This window comes from Collimonas sp. OK242, from assembly GCF_900107095.1.
In the GTDB taxonomy this organism is placed as follows: domain Bacteria; phylum Pseudomonadota; class Gammaproteobacteria; order Burkholderiales; family Burkholderiaceae_D; genus Collimonas.
In genome coordinates this window covers 1-18662 of record NZ_FNOR01000029.1, presented here as the reverse complement: position 1 = coordinate 18662, position 18662 = coordinate 1, and the positions used below count along the sequence as shown (strand labels likewise).

General features: G+C 57.7%; 15 protein-coding genes and 1 pseudogene. 13 read left to right on the top strand and 3 right to left on the bottom strand.

Translation table 11 applies throughout. From position 1 onward, the window contains the following. The first annotated feature begins 39 nt into the window (after positions 1-39). The 13 genes and pseudogenes from oxlT (at position 40) to BLV81_RS22080 (ending at position 15135) form a co-directional block, all read left to right on the top strand. Entirely contained in the window at positions 40-1407 is a 1368-nt protein-coding gene (gene oxlT / locus BLV81_RS22140) for an oxalate/formate MFS antiporter (protein ID WP_092360078.1), read from the top strand. Positions 1408-1544: 137 nt separating this feature from the next. Continuing rightward, the gene (gene sucC / locus BLV81_RS22135; RefSeq protein WP_092360077.1) at positions 1545-2711 is read left to right on the top strand and encodes an ADP-forming succinate--CoA ligase subunit beta; all 1167 of its coding nucleotides are present in this window, start codon (positions 1545-1547) and stop codon (positions 2709-2711) included. Positions 2712-2715: 4 nt separating this feature from the next. Next, positions 2716-3591, top strand: coding sequence for a succinate--CoA ligase subunit alpha (gene sucD / locus BLV81_RS22130; RefSeq protein ID WP_092360076.1), 876 nt, complete (start codon positions 2716-2718; stop codon positions 3589-3591). 78 nt (positions 3592-3669) lie between these two features. Continuing rightward, positions 3670-4437, top strand: coding sequence for a fumarylacetoacetate hydrolase family protein (locus BLV81_RS22125; RefSeq protein ID WP_092360075.1), 768 nt, complete (start codon positions 3670-3672; stop codon positions 4435-4437). A gap of 22 nt (positions 4438-4459) precedes the next feature. Next, positions 4460-5470, top strand: coding sequence for a 2-dehydropantoate 2-reductase (locus BLV81_RS22120; RefSeq protein WP_092360074.1), 1011 nt, complete (start codon positions 4460-4462; stop codon positions 5468-5470). A gap of 13 nt (positions 5471-5483) precedes the next feature. Further along, positions 5484-5975 carry a formate dehydrogenase subunit gamma gene (locus BLV81_RS22115; RefSeq protein ID WP_369823923.1) on the top strand — a complete coding sequence of 164 codons (492 nt, stop codon included), beginning with the start codon at positions 5484-5486 and terminating at the stop codon, positions 5973-5975. Continuing rightward, the gene (locus BLV81_RS22110) at positions 5972-7525 is read left to right on the top strand and encodes a formate dehydrogenase beta subunit (RefSeq protein WP_092360073.1); all 1554 of its coding nucleotides are present in this window, start codon (positions 5972-5974) and stop codon (positions 7523-7525) included. Before BLV81_RS22115 ends, BLV81_RS22110 begins: the two co-directional genes overlap by 4 nt. 32 nt (positions 7526-7557) lie before the next feature. Then, a complete protein-coding gene (gene fdhF, locus BLV81_RS22105; RefSeq protein WP_092360072.1) occupies positions 7558-10431 on the top strand; it encodes a formate dehydrogenase subunit alpha in 2874 nt (957 codons plus the stop codon). Between the two features lie 20 nt (positions 10432-10451). Next, positions 10452-10676: a formate dehydrogenase subunit delta gene (locus BLV81_RS22100; RefSeq protein ID WP_092360071.1), complete on the top strand. Its 225-nt coding sequence runs from the start codon at positions 10452-10454 to the stop codon at positions 10674-10676. Position 10677: 1 nt separating this feature from the next. Beyond that, positions 10678-11778, top strand: coding sequence for a GTP 3',8-cyclase MoaA (gene moaA / locus BLV81_RS22095; protein WP_092360070.1), 1101 nt, complete (start codon positions 10678-10680; stop codon positions 11776-11778). Positions 11779-11986: 208 nt separating this feature from the next. Next, positions 11987-13555, top strand: a complete 1569-nt coding sequence (locus tag BLV81_RS22090; RefSeq protein WP_255365421.1) for a porin — start codon at positions 11987-11989, stop codon at positions 13553-13555. A gap of 36 nt (positions 13556-13591) precedes the next feature. Further along, positions 13592-13789 (top strand): annotated as a pseudogene (locus BLV81_RS22085) (pyruvate kinase alpha/beta domain-containing protein); the annotation flags it as partial. Between the two features lie 29 nt (positions 13790-13818). Next, the gene (locus tag BLV81_RS22080; protein WP_092360068.1) at positions 13819-15135 is read left to right on the top strand and encodes a D-amino acid dehydrogenase; all 1317 of its coding nucleotides are present in this window, start codon (positions 13819-13821) and stop codon (positions 15133-15135) included. A 43-nt stretch (positions 15136-15178) separates the two neighbouring features. Here BLV81_RS22080 and BLV81_RS23770 read toward each other — a convergent pair whose 3' ends face one another. The 3 genes from BLV81_RS23770 to oxc form a co-directional block, all read right to left on the bottom strand. After that, entirely contained in the window at positions 15179-15427 is a 249-nt protein-coding gene (locus tag BLV81_RS23770; RefSeq protein WP_143036416.1) for a hypothetical protein, read from the bottom strand. A gap of 135 nt (positions 15428-15562) precedes the next feature. Then, a complete protein-coding gene (gene frc / locus BLV81_RS22075) occupies positions 15563-16813 on the bottom strand; it encodes a formyl-CoA transferase (RefSeq protein ID WP_092353951.1) in 1251 nt (416 codons plus the stop codon). 33 nt (positions 16814-16846) lie between these two features. After that, positions 16847-18577, bottom strand: coding sequence for an oxalyl-CoA decarboxylase (oxc, locus tag BLV81_RS22070; protein WP_092353949.1), 1731 nt, complete (start codon positions 18575-18577; stop codon positions 16847-16849). Positions 18578-18662: the final 85 nt, after the last annotated feature.

Here is an 18662-nt window from a genome sequence, read left to right as displayed (position 1 = left end):
ACAAAAGTCATATAAAAAAATATCCAGGAGATAACTTTTATGAACTACCGTCGTCAAGTCGCAACTGACAGCGATGTCTATAGCAGAAAGTTCAGTAATCGGTGGGTCCAGCTTGTTTTCGGCATCATATGCATGGGGTTGGTGGCTAATCTCCAATATGCCTGGACTTTGTTCGTGAGTCCCATCGAGGCCAAGAATCATTGGGGTTTATCCGCCATTCAATTGTCGTTCTCCATTTTTATCCTGGTCGAAACGTGGCTGGTGCCGATAGAGGGTTGGCTGGTCGATAAGTTTGGACCGCGTCCCGTAGTTGCCGCAGGTGCGATCTTCGCCGGCGCCGGGTGGGTGATCGATGCGCATGCGACAACACTTCCCGAGCTATACCTGGCTGCCGTGATCGCCGGTATCGGCGCCGGTTGTGTGTATGGCACCTGCGTTGGGAATGCGCTGAAATGGTTTCCGGACAAGCGCGGCCTGGCGGCCGGGTTAACGGCGGCAGGATTTGGAGCCGGAGCGGCAGTCACCGTGATTCCAATCGCCAACATGATCCAGACTTCCGGATATCAGCAAGCTTTCCAGTTTTTCGGCATTTTCCAGGGCATATTCATTTTTATCCTGGCGTTGTTCATGGTGCGGCCAAAGGCTCCAAAAGGTGTGGCGGCAGCGCCAAGACTGGTGACAACCAAGGTCGATGTCCCTACCGGGAAAATGCTCAAGACGCCCGTCTTCTGGTTAATTTATGGGATGTTCGTGGCGGTTGCCGCCGGTGGCTTGATGGCGACCGCACAACTGGGCCCGATCGCCAAAGATTATGGCCTGGCGAAGATGCCGATTACGCTATTGGGATTCACATTGCCGCTGTTGACCATGACGTTGTCGATCGACAATCTTTGCAACGGCTTTACCCGTCCCCTGTGCGGTTTCATCTCCGACAAGATCGGCCGTGAAAATACCATGTTCATCGTCTTCCTCGGTGAAGGGATTGCGATGCTTGGGCTCATGAAGTTCGGTCACGATCCGATTGCCTTCATGACGTTCGCCGCACTGGTCTTTCTGTTCTGGGGCGAGATCTTTTCAATTTTCCCCGCGATTTGCGCCGATACGTTTGGCGTCAAATTTGCAGCGGGTAATGCCGGTACGCTGTACACCGCGAAAGGGACGGCGTCCTTGCTGGTTCCCCTGGCGTCTGTGTTATCGGCAGGCGGCAACTGGGACCGGGTATTTATCCTGGCTTCCGGTATCACGATAGCTGCCGCTATCGCGGCGAAATTCGTGTTGGTCCCTGTACGTAAGCGCTTCATTGAGAATGCGAACGCGAATCTTGCCGAGAGCAGCAGCGTGGCAGCCAGCCATAAGGTTGATGCGATGCTGGACGGCGAGCCATTTCCAGTCGGGAAAACCGGCTGAGTAAATCAGGCGATTTCTTTAGACATTGCAATTGGTTGAAGAAACGGCGCGGTGCAATGTGAGGGTGACGTAGTGCCACCGGCTCACATTGCGCCCGACGATGATGCTATCTGCCGCGCGCATTTACGAGAATAATTATGAATATCCATGAATACCAGGGCAAAGAAATATTGCGCAAGTTCGGTGTGACGACGCCGCGCGGCTTCCCATGTTTTTCCGCCGACGACGCTGTTCAGGCCGCGCAAAAACTGGGCGGCAAAGTATGGGTCGTCAAAGCACAGATCCATGCCGGAGGGCGCGGCAAAGGCGGCGGCGTCAAGCTGGCGCGATCCATCGACGAGGTGCGCGAGCATGCCTCGAACATTCTGGGCATGACGCTGGTCACGCATCAGACCGGCCCTGAGGGACGGATGGTGAAGCGTCTTCTGGTCGAAGAGGGCGCCGACATCCAGCGCGAACTGTATGTCGGCATGGTGGTGGACCGCAGCAGCCAACGGGTCGCCTTGATGGCTTCTAGTGAAGGCGGCATGGACATCGAAGAAGTCGCCGAGCATGCACCGGAAAAAATCCATACAGTCATCATCGATCCGGTCACCGGCCTGAAAGACGGTGAGGCGGACGACATCGCCCGCAAGATCGGGATGCCCGAAAAAGTGATTCCGCAAGCCCGTACCTTCATGCAGAGCCTGTATCAGGCCTTCGATGAGTGCGACGCCTCGCTGGCTGAGATCAATCCCTTGATTATGACGGGCGACGATCGTGTGATGGCGCTGGATGCCAAATTCAATTTCGATTCGAACGCGCTGTATCGCCAGCCGCAAATCGCCGCACTGCGCGATCTGGATGAAGAAGATCCGGCGGAAATAGAAGCATCGAAATTCGATCTGGCCTATATCTCACTCGACGGCAATATCGGTTGCCTGGTGAATGGCGCCGGCCTGGCGATGGCAACCATGGACGCCATCAAGCTATATGGCGGATCTCCTGCCAACTTCCTCGACGTAGGCGGCGGCGCGACCACCGAAAAAGTCACTGAAGCGTTCAAGCTGATGCTGAAGAACCTAAACCTGGAGGTGATTCTGGTGAATATTTTTGGCGGCATCATGCAGTGCGATGTGATCGCCACCGGTGTGGTGGCGGCAGTGCGTCAGGTGGACCTGAACGTGCCTCTTGTGGTGCGCATGAAGGGCACCAATGAAGACCTCGGCAGGAAAATACTGGCGGAATCGGGACTCCCGATCATCACTGCGAACAACATGGCCGAGGCGGCCGAAAAGGCCGTTAGCGCGGCGCGGGGGAAATAAGTCGATGTCTATCCTGATCAACAAAAACACCAAAGTGATGACACAGGGAATGACTGGAAAGACCGGCCAGTTCCATACGCGGATGTCGCGCGAGTATGCGCATGGCAAGAACTGCTTCGTCGCGGGCGTGAATCCTAAAAAAGCCGGCGGCGAATTCGACGGCATTCCGATCTACGAGTCGGTGCAGGAGGCGAGGGAACGGACCGGCGCCACAGTTTCGGTGATCTACGTTCCACCGCCTTTTGCCGCCGCCGCGATCGATGAGGCGGTTGACGCCGGCCTCGATCTGGTGATCTGCATCACGGAAGGAATTCCCGTGCGCGACATGATACGCACGCGTAACCGGATGGCGGGGAAGAAGACGGTCTTGCTTGGGCCGAACTGCCCGGGGTTGATTACGCCGGATGAAATCAAGATTGGCATCATGCCCGGCCACATCCACAAGCAGGGCCGTATCGGCGTGGTGTCGCGTTCCGGGACGCTGACGTATGAAGCCGCAGGCCAGTTGGCTGAGTTCGGTCTCGGTCAATCGACTGTGGTCGGCATCGGCGGCGATCCGGTGAGCGGGCTCAAGCATATCGATGTGCTGCGCATGTTCAATGAAGATCCGGACACCGATGCGGTGATCATGGTGGGCGAGATCGGCGGTGATGCGGAGGAAACCTGCGCCCGCTGGATCAAGGACAACATGCAGAAGCCGGTGGTCGGATTTATTGCCGGCGTTACCGCACCTGCAGGAAAGCGCATGGGACATGCCGGCGCGATTATTTCCGGCGGCAAGGGAACTGCGCAGGAAAAGTTGGCGGTGATGGAGGCCTGCGGAATCAGGATCACACGTAATCCGGCAGAAATGGGCAAGTTGCTGATGTCGGTGCTGTAGCGCTACGCACAAAGGCGTAGCGCCTGTAGCCCCTTATTACGGTACCGCGCATGGAAGCGTTTTTTTAAAGGCAATCAAATGATACAACGCTGGGTCCGATTTTTTCACGCTGATGCGATCCATTTCGGCCTGCTCGAAGGCGACAGGATTCGGGTATGCGAGGGTGATATGTTCGCCAATCCTGTGCCGTCGGAACGGCTGCTGGAACTGTCCGACGTCAAGCTGCTCATGCCGACTCTGCCAAGCAAAGTCATTGCGATGTGGAACAATTTTCGCGCGCTTGGGCAGAAGCTGAATCTGGCGGTCCCGCCTGAACCTTTGTATCTGATCAAGGCGCCGAATTCCTACCTGAATCCCTGCGAGACGATTCAGAACCCGTCGTGCGGCGGCAAGGTTGTCTTCGAAGGAGAGTTGGGCATTGTCATCGGCAAGCCATGTAAATCGGTGCCGGAAGCCGAGGCGATGAACTATGTATTTGGGTATACCTGCGCCAATGATGTAACGGTTGCCGACATATTGAATCGCGACCCGTCGTTTGCACAATGGGTGCGCGCCAAGGGTTTCGATACATTTTGCCCGTTCGGACCCGTGGTGGCGACCGGTCTGGACCCGAGCACCCTGGTAGTGAAGACCACGCTCAACGGCGAAGTGCGACAGGACTACCCGATCAGCGACATGCTGTTTTCCGTTGCGCAGCTGGTCAGCAAGATTTCCCAGGATATGAATTTGCAGCCGGGCGACATCATTCTATGCGGTACCTCGGTCGGTGTCGGGTCAATGAAGCCGGGCAGTACCGTCGAGATCGACATTACAGGCGTCGGCAAGCTCAGCAACCGTTTTGAATAGTTTGGTGGAGAGGAACAAGAATATGAAAATTGCGATTGTAGGTGCCGGTGCGATCGGCGGCTATGTGGGCGTGAAACTGGCCCTGGCGGGCGAACAGGTAACGTTCATGGTGCGCGGCGCAAACCTGGAAGCCATTCGCAAGAATGGCATGAAGCTGATCATGGCCGACGGCGTCGAGCACGTTGCGCGCAACGTCAAGGCGACCAACGACTATGACGAAGCCGGGCCGCAGGATATGGTGATTCTGGCAATGAAAGCGCATCAGGTTGAAGCGGTCGCTAAGGATGTACCCAAGCTGTTCGGGCCGGATACCGTGGTGGTGACCATGCAAAACGGCATACCCTATTGGTACTTCCATAAGCACGGGGCGGCGCTGGAAGGAAGTTGCGTGTGCAGCGTCGATCCAAGCGGACTCATCAGTGAAAAAATTCCAGCGCAGCGCGTCATCGGTTGCGTCGTATATCCGGCCTCCGAGCTGATTGCTCCGGGCGTGGTGAAACACGTCGAGGGCGACCGCTTCCCGGTGGGGGAACTGGATGGGGCCGTCAGCGCACGTGTCACGCGCGTCTCTGAATGCTTCGCCAATGCCGGGTTCAAGGCGCCGGTGCTGGAGAGTATTCGCTCCGAAATCTGGCTCAAGCTGTGGGGCAATCTGAGCTTCAATCCGATCAGCGCGTTAACCCATTCGACCTTGCTCGACATTTGCCAGTATCCGCTGTCGCGCGAGCTTGCCGCCAACATGATGCGCGAAGCGCAAGCCATCGCCAACAAGCTCGGTATAACGTTCCGCGTGACCCTGGAGAAGCGCATTGCCGGCGCTGAAAAAGTCGGTAAACACAAAACCTCGATGCTGCAGGATATCGAGGCAGGACGGGCTGTCGAGATCGATGCGCTGGTGGGATCTGTGGTCGAACTAGGGCGCTTGACCGAGACGCCGACGCCGCATATCGATACGGTGTACTCGCTGGTAAAGATGCTTGGCAAGTCGATTCAAGAAGAGACCGGCTACGTGCGGATGCGGAAAGTTGCTTGAAAGGATAAGTCGTATGAGTACGCAAATTAACAAGCAAATAACGTTCGACATGAGTGCCGTCGAGGCCGTCATCGCACAGCACAAGGCGATGCCGGGCGCGATGCTGCCGATTCTGCACGGAATACAGGAGAGCGTCGGCTATATCCCGTCGGAGGTGGTGCAGCTTATCGCACAGGTACTCAACGTTTCGCGTGCAGAGGTACATGGCGTGGTCACTTATTATCACCATTTCCGGCAAACTGCGCCGGGTCGACAGGTGGTCCAGGTTTGCCGTGCAGAAGCTTGCCAGGCGATGGGCGGGGACGCATTGGCTGCGCACGCAAAAGCGACGCTTTCCTGCGATTTTCACGAAACTACCGAGGATGGCGCATTCAGCCTTGAACCGGTGTATTGCCTGGGCCAATGCGCATGCGGCCCGGCAATCATGATTGGCGACGACCTGCACGCACGAGTCTCATTCGATAAGTTCAATCGCCTTCTTGAGGCCAAACGAGGTGCCCGATGACCGCTACCATTTATGTTCCTCGCGATTCGACCGCGCTTGCCTTAGGCGCGAATGAGGTTGCCGCCGCCATCGCCCACGAAGCACAGGCGCGTGGTGTCGACATCCGGATTGTACGTAACGGCACGCGCGGCATGTTCTGGCTGGAGCCCTTGGTGGAGGTGGTCACTGATCAGGGTCGCATCGGTTATGGACCGGTCGCGCCTGAGGATGTCCCCGGCTTGTTCGACGCCGGCCTGGTGAGCGGCGCTGCGCATCCGCTATGGCTGGGAGTGACCGATGAAATCCCCTTTCTTAAAAATCAGGAACGCCTGACTTTCGCGCGTATCGGCATTACCGATCCGTTGTCGCTGGACGACTATCTTGCGCATGAAGGTTATGCCGGCCTGCAGCGCGCCATCGGCATGACGGCGCCGGAGGTGGTGCAGCAGGTGCTGGACTCGGGATTGCGCGGCCGCGGCGGCGCCGCTTTCCCGACCGGCATCAAGTGGAAGACGGTGCTCGGCGCGCAGGCAACGCAAAAATACGTGGTGTGCAATGCCGACGAAGGCGATTCGGGCACATTCTCCGACCGGATGGTGATGGAAGACGATCCGTTCATGCTGATCGAGGGAATGAGCATTGCAGGTATCGCGGTCGGCGCAACGCAAGGTTACATCTACGTGCGTTCGGAATATCCGCATGCGTTCGCGGTGCTGAACCAGGCGATTGCGATTGCCTGTGAACATGGCTACCTGGGACAGAATATCCTGGGTTCCGGTCACGTCTTCCATCTTGAAGTACGCAAGGCGGCAGGTGCGTATGTCTGCGGCGAGGAAACCGCCCTGCTGGAAAGCCTGGAAGGCAAACGCGGTATCGTTCGCGCCAAGCCGCCGCTGCCGGCAATCGAAGGCCTGTTCGGCAAGCCTACCGTGATCAACAACGTGATTTCGCTGGCTGCGGTGCCGCTCATCATGGCGCGCGGCGCAGCTTTTTACCAGAATTACGGTATGGGCCGTTCGCGCGGCACGCTGCCGTTCCAGCTGGCCGGCAATATCCGCCATGGCGGCCTGGTGGAAAAGGCCTTCGGCCTGACCTTGCGCGAACTGCTGGTCGATTTCGGTGGCGGCACCGCCAATGGCCGCCCGATTCGCGCGGTGCAGGTGGGTGGTCCACTTGGCGCGTATCTGCCGGATGCGCAGTTCGACACGCCGATGGATTACGAGTCGTTTGCGGCCATCGGCGCGGCAGTCGGACATGGCGGCATCGTCGTGTTTGACGACCGCGTGGATATGGCGAAGCAGGCGCGCTATGCGATGGAATTCTGCGCCGTGGAATCCTGCGGGAAATGCACGCCGTGCCGCATCGGTTCGACACGCGGTGTCGAAGCGGTCGACAAGATTGTCGCCAATCAAAATCGTCCGCAGCAAATTCACTTGCTGCGTGATTTGTGCGACCTGATGCTGACTGGTTCGCTATGCGCAATGGGAGGCATGACGCCGTTCCCGGTGTTGTCTGCCTTGAATCATTTCCCGGAAGATTTCGGCGGCGACACTGCGCAAAAAGCCGCCTGACCAACTATAACGAGACGCGTAAAGGAATTCACATGAATCAGCTCAATGCACTAGATTTCGGAACGCCGGAGCGTGCTTCAGAACATACCGTCACGATCGAAATCGATGGCGTGGAAGTCCATGTCGCTGCGGGCACCTCGGTGATGCGCGCGGCGGTCGAGGCGGGCGTGAATGTACCCAAGCTGTGCGCGACCGATAGCCTGGAGCCGTTCGGTTCATGCCGTTTATGCCTGGTCGAAATTGAAGGCCGCAAGGGATATCCGGCCTCCTGCACGACGCCCTGCGAACCCGGCATGAAGGTCAAGACCCAGACGCCCAAACTGGCGGACATCCGGAAAGGCATGATGGAGTTGTACATCTCCGACCATCCGCTCGACTGCCTGACCTGCCCGACCAACGGCAACTGCGAATTGCAGGATATGGCAGGCGTGGTTGGTCTGCGCGAGGTGCGCTACGGCTACGACGGAAAAAACCATCTGCAGCTGAAAAAAGATGAGTCCAACCCGTATTTCACCTATGACGCATCGAAATGCATTGTCTGTAACCGCTGCGTGCGGGCCTGCGAAGAAACCCAAGGCACGTTCGCGCTGACGATCTCGGGACGCGGTTTCGACGCACGCGTCTCGGCCGGCCAGGATCAGCCTTTCATGGAGTCGGAATGTGTCTCTTGCGGCGCCTGCGTCGATGCCTGTCCGACCGCAACGCTGACCGAAAAAACGGTCATCATGATGGGCCAGGCCGAACACAGCAAGGTCACGACTTGCGCGTATTGCGGCGTCGGCTGCTCATTCAAGGCCGAGATGAAAGGCAATGAAGTGGTGCGCATGGTGCCGAACAAGGATGGGCATGCCAACCATGGCCACTCCTGCGTCAAGGGCCGTTTTGCGTGGGGCTACGCGACGCACAAGGACCGTATGCTGAAGCCGATGATCCGCAAGAACATCAACGATCCGTGGCAGGAGGTGTCGTGGGATGAAGCGGTCAATTACGCAGCGTCCGAATTCCGTCGCATCCAGGCCAAGTTCGGCAAGGACTCCATCGGCGGCATTACTTCATCGCGCTGCACCAACGAAGAAACCTATCTGGTGCAGAAACTGGTGCGGGCCGCGTTCGGGAATAACAATGTGGACACCTGCGCCCGCGTCTGCCATTCGCCGACCGGTTATGGCCTGAAGCAAACGTTAGGGGAATCAGCCGGCACCCAGACCTTCGATTCCGTGATGAAAGCCGATGTCATCATGATCATCGGCGCCAATCCGGCTTCCGCCCATCCGGTATTCGCTTCGCAAATGAAACGCCGCCTGCGCCAGGGCGCCAAGCTGATCGTGATCGATCCGCGCACCACCGAGATGGTCAGATCACCCCATGTTCAGGCCGATTACCATTTGAAACTGATGCCGGGCACCAATGTCGCCGTCGTCACCGCGCTCGCGCATGTGATCATGCGCGAAGGCCTGTTCGACGCTGAATTCATCGCCGAACGCTGCGAAGAACAATCGTTCAAGGATTGGCAGCAATTCGTGTTGCAGCCTGAGAATTCGCCTGAGGCAGTGGCAGCCGTCACGGGCGTGCCCGCTGAAGAACTGCGCGGCGCAGCCCGCCTGTTCGCGGCCGGCGACAACGGCGCGATTTACTATGGGCTGGGGGTGACCGAGCATTCGCAAGGCTCGACCATGGTGATGGGGATTGCCAATCTGGCCATGGCAACCGGGAACGTCGGCCGCGAAGGCGTCGGCGTCAATCCCTTGCGCGGTCAGAACAACGTGCAAGGCGCCTGCGACATGGGCTCCTTCCCGCATGAACTGCCCGGCTATCGGCATATCTCCGACACGACAGTGCGCACGGAATTTGAACAGGCCTGGCAATGCACGCTGGATCCCGAACCGGGTCTGCGCATCCCCAACATGTTCGACGCCGCCCTCGATGGCACGTTCATGGGCCTGTATTGCGAGGGCGAAGACATTGTCCAGTCTGATCCGAACACCCAGCATGTCACCGCCGCGCTGGCAGCGATGGAATGCATCGTGGTGCAGGACCTGTTCCTGAACGAAACCGCCAAGTACGCCCATGTCTTCCTGCCGGGTTCATCGTTCCTTGAAAAGGACGGCACTTTCACCAATGCGGAACGCCGCATTTCCCGCGTGCGCAAAGTCATGCCGCCGAAAGCCGGCAAGTCGGACTGGGAAGTCACGGTCGCGTTGGCTAATGCGCTAGGCTACCCGATGCAATACAAGAACCCGTCTGAAATCATGGATGAAATCGCCGCACTGACGCCAACTTTCCGCGGCGTCAGCTACAAAAAAATCGACCAGCTCGGCAGCATTCAATGGCCGTGCAACGATGCCGCTCCTAACGGAACGCCAACCATGCATATCGGCGAATTCGTGCGGGGCAAGGGAAAATTTATCAATACGCAGTTCTTCGCCACCGCAGAAAAGGTCACGCGCAAGTTTCCGCTGATTCTGACCACCGGACGTATCCTGTCGCAGTACAACGTCGGCGCCCAGACGCGGCGCACCGACAACAACCAGTGGCACAGCGAAGACCGGCTGGAAGTCCATCCGCACGACGCCGAGGAACGCGGCATCAAACAGGACGACTGGGTCGGCATTGAATCGCGCGCCGGACAAACGGTGTTGCGCGCGACGGTCACAGAGCGGGTGCAACCTGGCGTGGTGTACACGACCTTCCATTTCCCCGAATCCGGCGCCAACGTGATCACGACCAACAATTCCGATTGGGCCACCAACTGCCCGGAATACAAGGTCACTGCGGTACAGGTGATGCCTGTTGCGCAACCGTCGGAATGGCAAAAGAAATATAGCCGCTTTACGGACCAGCAGTTGAAGCTGTTGAACGGCGAGCGTACCGGAACTGACCAGAAACTGACCGTTTCCGGCGCGTGAATTGAATAAAGGATGCAGCAATGAATGCGGATAGCCTCATCACGATGGCGAATCAGATCGGTGCTTTTTTTGAAACCATGCCGGACCGGCATCAGGCCTTGACAGATATTGCGAGGCACCTGAAATCGTTCTGGGAACCGAGGATGCGGCGCTCCCTGCTGCAATACGTCGACGAACACGGAGGAGGGGGACTCAAGGTCATTGTTTTGGACGCGGTGCAGATGCACAGAGCTGCGATTCTTTGAGATGAGCGGGAAAGTTGTCCTGCTGACAGATCGCCGCTACCTGAACCAGGTGCCGCGTGTTCCGTCGCAACTCGAAGCGCCTACCGGCTTCGTTGCCGATGCACTTGGGCGGCCGTTGCGGGATTTGCGCATTTCGGTCACTGACCGTTGTAATTTCCGCTGCGTGTACTGCATGCCGAAAGAGGTTTTTGGCCGCGATTATGCATTTCTGCCGCAGAGTTCGCTGCTGTCTTTCGAGGAGGTGATGCGGATTGCAAAAATCGCTGTTGCGCATGGAGTGGAAAAAATCCGCCTGACCGGCGGCGAACCGTTGCTGCGCAAGCACATCGAAAAATTGATTGCGGCGCTAAGCGTATTGAAAATGCCCGATGGCCGTGAATTGGACCTGACCCTGACCACCAACGGCGCGTTGCTCGAAAGAATGGCCCAAACCTTGAAAGATGCCGGACTGAAGCGGGTAACGGTGTCTCTGGATGCGTTGGATGACGCTACATTCAAACACATGAACGATGTCGACTTTCCCGTTTCGCAAGTGCTGAACGGAATCGATGCCGCCCACCGGGTAGGGCTGGGCCAGATCAAAGTCAACATGGTCGTAAAAGGCGGCATGAACGATCAGGAAATTGTGCCGATGGCGCGCCATTTTAAAAATTCGCCTTTCATACTGCGCTTTATCGAGTACATGGACGTCGGTACGTCCAATGGTTGGAGGATGAACGAAGTGATTCCGTCGGCTGAAGTAGTGCGCCGCATTAGTGCGCTCATGCCGCTTGAACCAATCGAAAAAAATGACGCAGGAGAGACTGCAGAACGCTGGCGCTATCGGGACGGCGCAGGAGAAATCGGTGTGATCTCCAGCGTATCGCAAGCGTTCTGCCATGCCTGCAGCCGGGCGCGCCTGTCAACGGAAGGTAAGCTTTATACCTGTCTGTTCGCAAGCAGCGGCCATGATTTGCGCGCACTGATGCGCGAAGGCCGCAGCGACGAAGAAATTTCCACTGCCATCGCCCACCTATGGCGAGCCCGTACAGACCGGTATTCGGCTCTGCGCACCGGCCATACCAACGTCAGGAAAGTGGAAATGTCTTATATCGGCGGTTGACCAGCCATAAATTGATCTCGGTCAAGAACCTCAAAAATTCCCTTTTCATGAGGGGCGCTATCAGCAAGTGTTTCGCAGTATGTTCTGCATTGAGCAGAATATTTTTCTTTGAAATAAATAATAAGACGATTTGTACGATCGCTGTCGTAGTTCAAAAATCATCAGTTGTTTATAACGTTCATTAAAAAAATCAGGAGACGGAGAATATATGCGTAAGAAGACAATGACGAGAGCATGCGCTTTCATAATTGGTGCAAGCGGTGCGGGCCTTGCAGGTTCCGCCAACGCTCAAGCCACTACTCAGCAGTTGACGCAGCAGATCGAAATGTTGCAAAAGCAAATCGAGATGCTTAGAACGGACCTCAATCAGGTTTCAGCGCAACAAAAGGCGCAGCCGCAAGCGCAAGCCGCACCAGTCGCTTCCGAGAGTCACGCATTTCTCGAGCGCAAATCGGGTGACGGCGTCACCTTCCTCACGCGCGGCGGTGAAGTGTCACTATATGGCAATCTTGATCTGTCGATGGATTACACGACCAAGGGTATCTCTAATATGGTGGCGCCGGATGGCTCCAGGCCGACTGGAAACGGCGGCTGGATGCCGGCGATTTCGAGCAACCTGTCCTATATAGGGGTGCGCGGTTTCCAGTCTCTGGGCGCCTTTCCTGCCAAATTCGTGTACCAGCTTGAAACGCAGATTGATGTGTCAGCCTCGTCCGGTACCGGTGCAAGCAATAGCAATACCAGCAACGTCGTGAAGGGAGGGTTAACTTCCCGCAACAGCTTTATTGGCCTGTCTTCCTCCGCTTGGGGCGCGATGAAAATCGGCAAGACCGATGCTCCTTACAAGACCTCCACCGCGTCTATGAATCCATTCTCGGGGATGCTTGGCGATTATGGTGTCATCATGGGCAATACAGGTGGAGACAATCGCGTTGAATTCGGAACGCGACTGGATCATGCACTATGGTACGAATCGCCCAACTGGCACGGATTTACCGTGAACGCCCTGATTTCTCCGGGGCAGAACCGCGCCAGCGACAACAGCAATTTGGCTGCCGGCGAGTCGGATTGCGCCGGGGGCAATATTCCCGGCAGCGGCGGGAGTGGAACGCAAACCGCCTGTAACGACGGCGCCTATGGAAGCGCTTACAGTGTCAGCGCCGCTTATCGCAACGGGGGCCTTTATTTGACCAGCGCTTATGAGCTGCACAAGAAGGTAAACCGTACCAGCGACCTTCCGGCATTTGACGCGGGCGACATAGCGGATGAGCACGCCGCAAAGATTGGCGCCCAATATGGTTTCGCGACAGGGACGACGGTAAGCGGCATCTATGAGAGTCTGAAACGAAATGTGCCTCAACGCCTGAGTTTTCAAGACGAACGCAGCCGGAAGGGAACCTGGCTGGCAGTGAGTCAGACACTTTCGGACAAGGACAGTGTGCATTTCGGCTGGGCACATGCCTTTAAGACGCCTGGCGATCCTGGCCAGCACAATACTGCCGGCGGCACCAACCCGAATAATGCCGCCAACCTGTACACGCTGGCTTGGAAGCATCAGGTGGACAAGCAGTTCAGCTACTATGCCGATTATGGTTTGGTAGTGAATGGCGCCGATGCACACTATGCATTAGGCGCTGGTGGGCGGGGAGTCACTACGGATTGCCATGATGCGACCAATCCTGATCCTACTGGCTTTGATCCAAACGGTAATGGACCGCATTGCTGGGCCGGCGGCAGGATTCAAGGCGTGAGCTTGGGTATGAAGTACATATTCTGATTATTTTCTGCGCACTGGCCCGGATAGCGTTGCTGTCTGGGCCTGGTACGGGGCGTCCATTCCACGGTCAGCGCTAATGTACGCAACCTGGACGACATGGTGGAAACCGCATCCCGTGTGGCGCGTGAGGAGGGGTTTGCGCGCGTCGGCGATCAGATCGCCATCACCGCCGGCATGCCGTTCGGCCAGCGGGGCAGCACCAACCTGTTACGGATTGCAGAAATCGCGGCCTGAGCCTGGTTGACTACTCAGGACACTAGCTTATGAAAGTCATCGTGTTGGGAGCCGGCATAGTCGGCACCGCTTCGGCCTGGTTCCTGCGTAAAGCGGGGCATGATGTCAGCGTCATCGAGCGCCAGCCCGGCGCGGCGCAGGAAACCAGCTTTGCCAACGGTTGCCAGATTTCCGTTTCGCATGCGGTGCCGTGGGCCAATCCTTCCGCACCGATGAAAATATTCAAATGGCTGGGCCAGGAAGATGCGCCTTTGCTGTACCGCTTCCGCCCCGAATGGCTGCAGTGGAAGTGGGGACTGAATTTTTTGCGCGAATGCACGCCAGTACGTACCGCCAGCAATATTCGCAAGATCGTCGCCATCGCGGAATACAGCCGGCAAACGCTGCAAGCGGTACGTGCCGAAACCGGTATCGAATACGATTGCCTGACGCGTGGCATTCTGCATTTCTATACAGATCAGAAGGATTTCGATGCTTCCCTGCCGGCCGCCAGATTCATGCGCGATCTCGGCTGTCCGCGTGAATCTATCAGCGCAGATGAAGTGGTCAAAATCGAACCGGCGCTAGCACATAGCCGCACCAGAATTGTCGGCGGCGATTTCACTGCTACCGACGAATCCGGCGACGTCTACAAATTCACAACGGGATTGGCTGGCAAGGCGGTTGAAGCTGGCGTCAATTTCCGTTTCAACACGACCATCACACGCTTGCTGAGCACCGGCGCCGGTGCATCGGCGAAGATCAGCGGCGTCGAAATCATTGACGCGGAGGGAATTCACCAGGTTCTGCACGCCGATGCGTTCGTGGTGGCGCTGGGGAGCTTTTCGGTGGCGCTGCTCAAGCCCTTGGGCATCGACCTGATGATCTATCCGGGCAAAGGCTATTCGGCCACTTACCGCGTTACAGATCGTGACGCAGCGCCATCGGTATCCCTGACGGACGACGCTTACAAGCTGGTGATGTCGCGTCTGGGCGATCGCTTGCGCGTGGCAGGAACCTGTGAGTTCAACGGTTATACACGCGAACTGAACGCCACGCGCTGCGACATCATCACCCGCCGCACGCGCGAATTGTTCCCGCAGGCGTGCGACTACGGCAATCCGCTTTTCTGGACCGGCCTGCGGCCGTTGACGCCGTCCAACGTACCTTATATCGGTGCAACCCGGTTCAGCAATCTGTTCCTGAATACCGGCCACGGCACGTTGGGCTGGACCATGGGTTGCGGCTCGGGTCGGGCGATCGCCGATATTGTCTCGGGTCGGATGCCGGAGCTTGATTTTGCATTTACCCGAATGCAGCAGCGGGTCTCCGAATGGCTGGCCGCGGCCGGCGGAGCGGCTGGTTGAGGTTGCCGGAAAAAATGGGCCATCCGATTTACGGATGAAGGGATCATGGAGACACGTGAACGTGGCTTTTACACCAGGTTTCAACGCAAAACAGCTGGTTCGAGAATGATGCGACATTCCTGCCGATTTTCCGGTATCCCGCAGCCTGCATTTTTTTGCAGTCAATTTCAGCAAGAGAATATTCGAACGACACGCAATCGTCTTCAGAGCGCAGTACGACCTCAATATCGACACCGGACAGCACCAGTACAGAGCCTTGGTGCGACATATGCGCGCGGCGAAATTGCGTCATGATCCTTTGGTGTGCCGGACAAATGGAGGTAAGAAAAAAGTCAGCGTACAAAAATGCCGGATTTGCCAAGCATCGTGATTTCCACGAGCTGGCTTCCGCTGTGGTTCCGCGGCCCCTAGTTACCGGGCCGTTATTTTAAACCGCCTGTGCGAGATGCAAAGCGGCCACCTGGTCCGGATTGTAGCCGAGGCTCGCCAGCACTTCGTCGGTATGTTCGCCCAACAATGGCGAGCCGGTGATTTCGACCGTGGTCTCCGAGAACTTGATGGGACTGCCGACTGTAAGATATTTACCACGGGCCTTGTGATCGACCTCGGTAATGGTCCCGCTGGCGCGCAGCGACGGATCGGCGGCGATTTCCTTCATCGACATCACCGGCGAGCAGGGAATGTCGAATTTGCGCAAGATATCCACGGCTTCGAACTTGGTTTTATCCTTGAGCCAACGCTCGATCACCGCAAAGATATCGAAGATCTTGTCCTGCCGCGCCGCAGCCGTGTTGTAGGCCTTGTCCTCGATCCATTCTTCCTTGCCCAGCGCCTTGCAGATCGGCGCCCAGGCATGGCCCTGGATGGTGAAATAGATATACGCGTTCGGATCGGTTTCCCAGCCCTTGCACTTGAGCACCCAGCCCGGCTGGCCGCCACCGCCGGCATTCCCGCCACGCGGCACGACGTCGCTGAATTTGCCATGCGGATATTGCGGATACTCCTCCAGATAACCGATCCGGTCCAGCCGTTGCTGGTCGCGCAACTTGACGCGGCACAGGTTCAGTACGCTATCCTGCATCGAGACCGCCACCTTCTGGCCCTTGCCGGTTTTTTCACGGCCGATCAATGCCGTCAGAATGCCGATCGCCAGGTGCATGCCGGTATTGGTGTCGCCGAGCGCGGCGGCACTTACCGTCGGCGGGCCATCCCAGAAACCGGTGGTGGACGCCGCGCCGCCGGCGCATTGCGCGACGTTTTCGTAGACCTTCAGGTCTTCGTAATGGTGGCCGTCGCTAAAGCCTTTGACCGAGGCGACGATCATCTTCGGATTGAGTTCGTTGATGCGTTCCCAGGTGAAGCCCATGCGGTCCAACGCGCCCGGCCCGAAATTCTCGACCAGTACGTCGGACTCCTTGATCAGCTTTTCCAGGACCTCCTTGCCCTCAGGCTTCTTGGTGTCCAGCGTCAGCGATTTTTTATTGCTGTTCAACATCGTGAAATACAGCGCATCGACATCCGGAATGTCACGCAACTGACTGCGTGTAACATCGCCCGAGCCGGGGCGTTCAACCTTGATGACGTCGGCGCCGAACCAGGCCAGCATCTGGGTGCAGGCGGGGCCGGCTTGCACGTGGGTGAAATCAATGATTTTGATTCCGTCTAGTGGCTTGCTCATGATGGGTAGATTCCTTTTATGACGTTAAATTGCTTACTTCTTGGTCGCGCTGCTTTGCGGATTCAGATTGGTCAGGCGGCCGCTCTCGGTACCCGCTGCTTCGTCGATGACGGCGTTGATGAGCGCCGGTTTGCCTGCCGCGATCGCTGCGCTCAATGCCTGCGTCATTTCTGCCGGCGTGGTGACGTGGTAACCGATGCCGCCGAAGGCTTCAATCATCTTGTCGTAGCGCGCGCCCTTGACGAACACGGTCGGGGCAACGTCCTTGCCTCCGGTCGGATTGACGTCGGTACCGCGGTAGACGCCGTTGTTGTTGAAGATCACGGAGATGACCGGCAGCTCGTAGCGGCAGATGGTCTCGAGTTCCATGCCGCTGAAACCGAAAGCGCTGTCGCCTTCGATGGCCACCACCGGCAAACCGCTTGTGACCGCCGCACCGATGGCGTACCCCATGCCGATGCCCATGATGCCCCAGGTGCCGGAGTCGAACCGCTTGCGCGGCTGGTACATGTCGATGATGCTGCGGGCGTAATCGAGGGTGTTGGCGCCTTCATTGACGACGTTGATGTCCGGGCGCGTCTTGAGCACATCGCGGATCGCGCGCAGTGCGCTGTGGAAGTTCATCGGCGACGGATTCTGGTCGAGGGTGGCCGCCATCTTCGCCAGGTTTTTCTGCTTGCGCTGTGCGATCGCGCCAGTCCATTCGACGTCCGGCTTGCCGAAACCGGCATCGATGCCGGCCAGCAGGGCCGATACGCAGGAGCCGATGTCGCCGATCAGCGGCGCGGCGATCGCCACGTTGCTGTCGATTTCGGTGGGCGAGATGTCGATCTGGATGAATTGCTTCGGTCCACCCCAGGTTTTACCCTTGCCATGGGCCAGCAGCCAGTTCAGGCGGGCGCCGATCAGCACCACAACGTCGGCTTCCGCTAAAACGAAGGAACGGGCGGCGGCCGCCGATTGCGCATGCGTGTCGGGCAGCAGGCCTTTCGCCATCGACATCGGCAGATACGGGATGCCGGTTTGTTCGATCAACGCACGAATGTCGGCGTCGGCCTGGGCGTAGGCGGCGCCTTTACCCAACAGTATCAGCGGACGCTTGGCGCCTTCCAGCAGATCGAGCGCACGCTGGACCGACTCCGGCGCCGGAAGTTGACGCGGTACCGGATCGACCACGCGCACCAGCGATTTTTTGCCGTGTTCGGCGTCGAGCGACTGCGCCAGCAATTGCGCCGGCAGATCCAGATAGACGCCGCCGGGACGGCCGGACACGGCCGCACGAATCGCGCGCGCAATGCCAATGCCGATATCTTCGGCTTTGTTGATGCGGTAGGCTGCTTTGGCGTACGGTTTGGCCGCATTGAGCTGATCCATTTCTTCGTAATCGCCCTGTTGCAAGTCGACGATTTCACGTTCGCTGGAACCGCTGATAAGGATCATCGGAAAGCAGTTGACGGTGGCATTGGCGAGTGCCGTCAGGCCGTTCAGGAAACCGGGCGCGGACACGGTCAGGCAAATCCCCGGCTTTTTGGTCATGTAGCCGGCGATGGCCGCCGCATTGCCGGCGTGTTGTTCGTGGCGGAAACCGATGAAGCGCATCCCCTCGGCCTGGGCCAGGCGGGCCAGGTCCGTGATCGGAATGCCGACCAGACCGAAGATGGTGTCGATGTCGTTGTGTTTCAGGGCGTCGATGACCAGGTGGAAGCCGTCGGTCAGTGCCCCTGAGGGCGACTGGAATTCTTCTAATTGAATGTCGTTTTTCATAATGAAATCTTCTTCTCCGTTTCAAGTGAACCCATCATAGCGAGCCGCCCATGCGCCACTCATTGACCGCGGTCAATTTTCGACG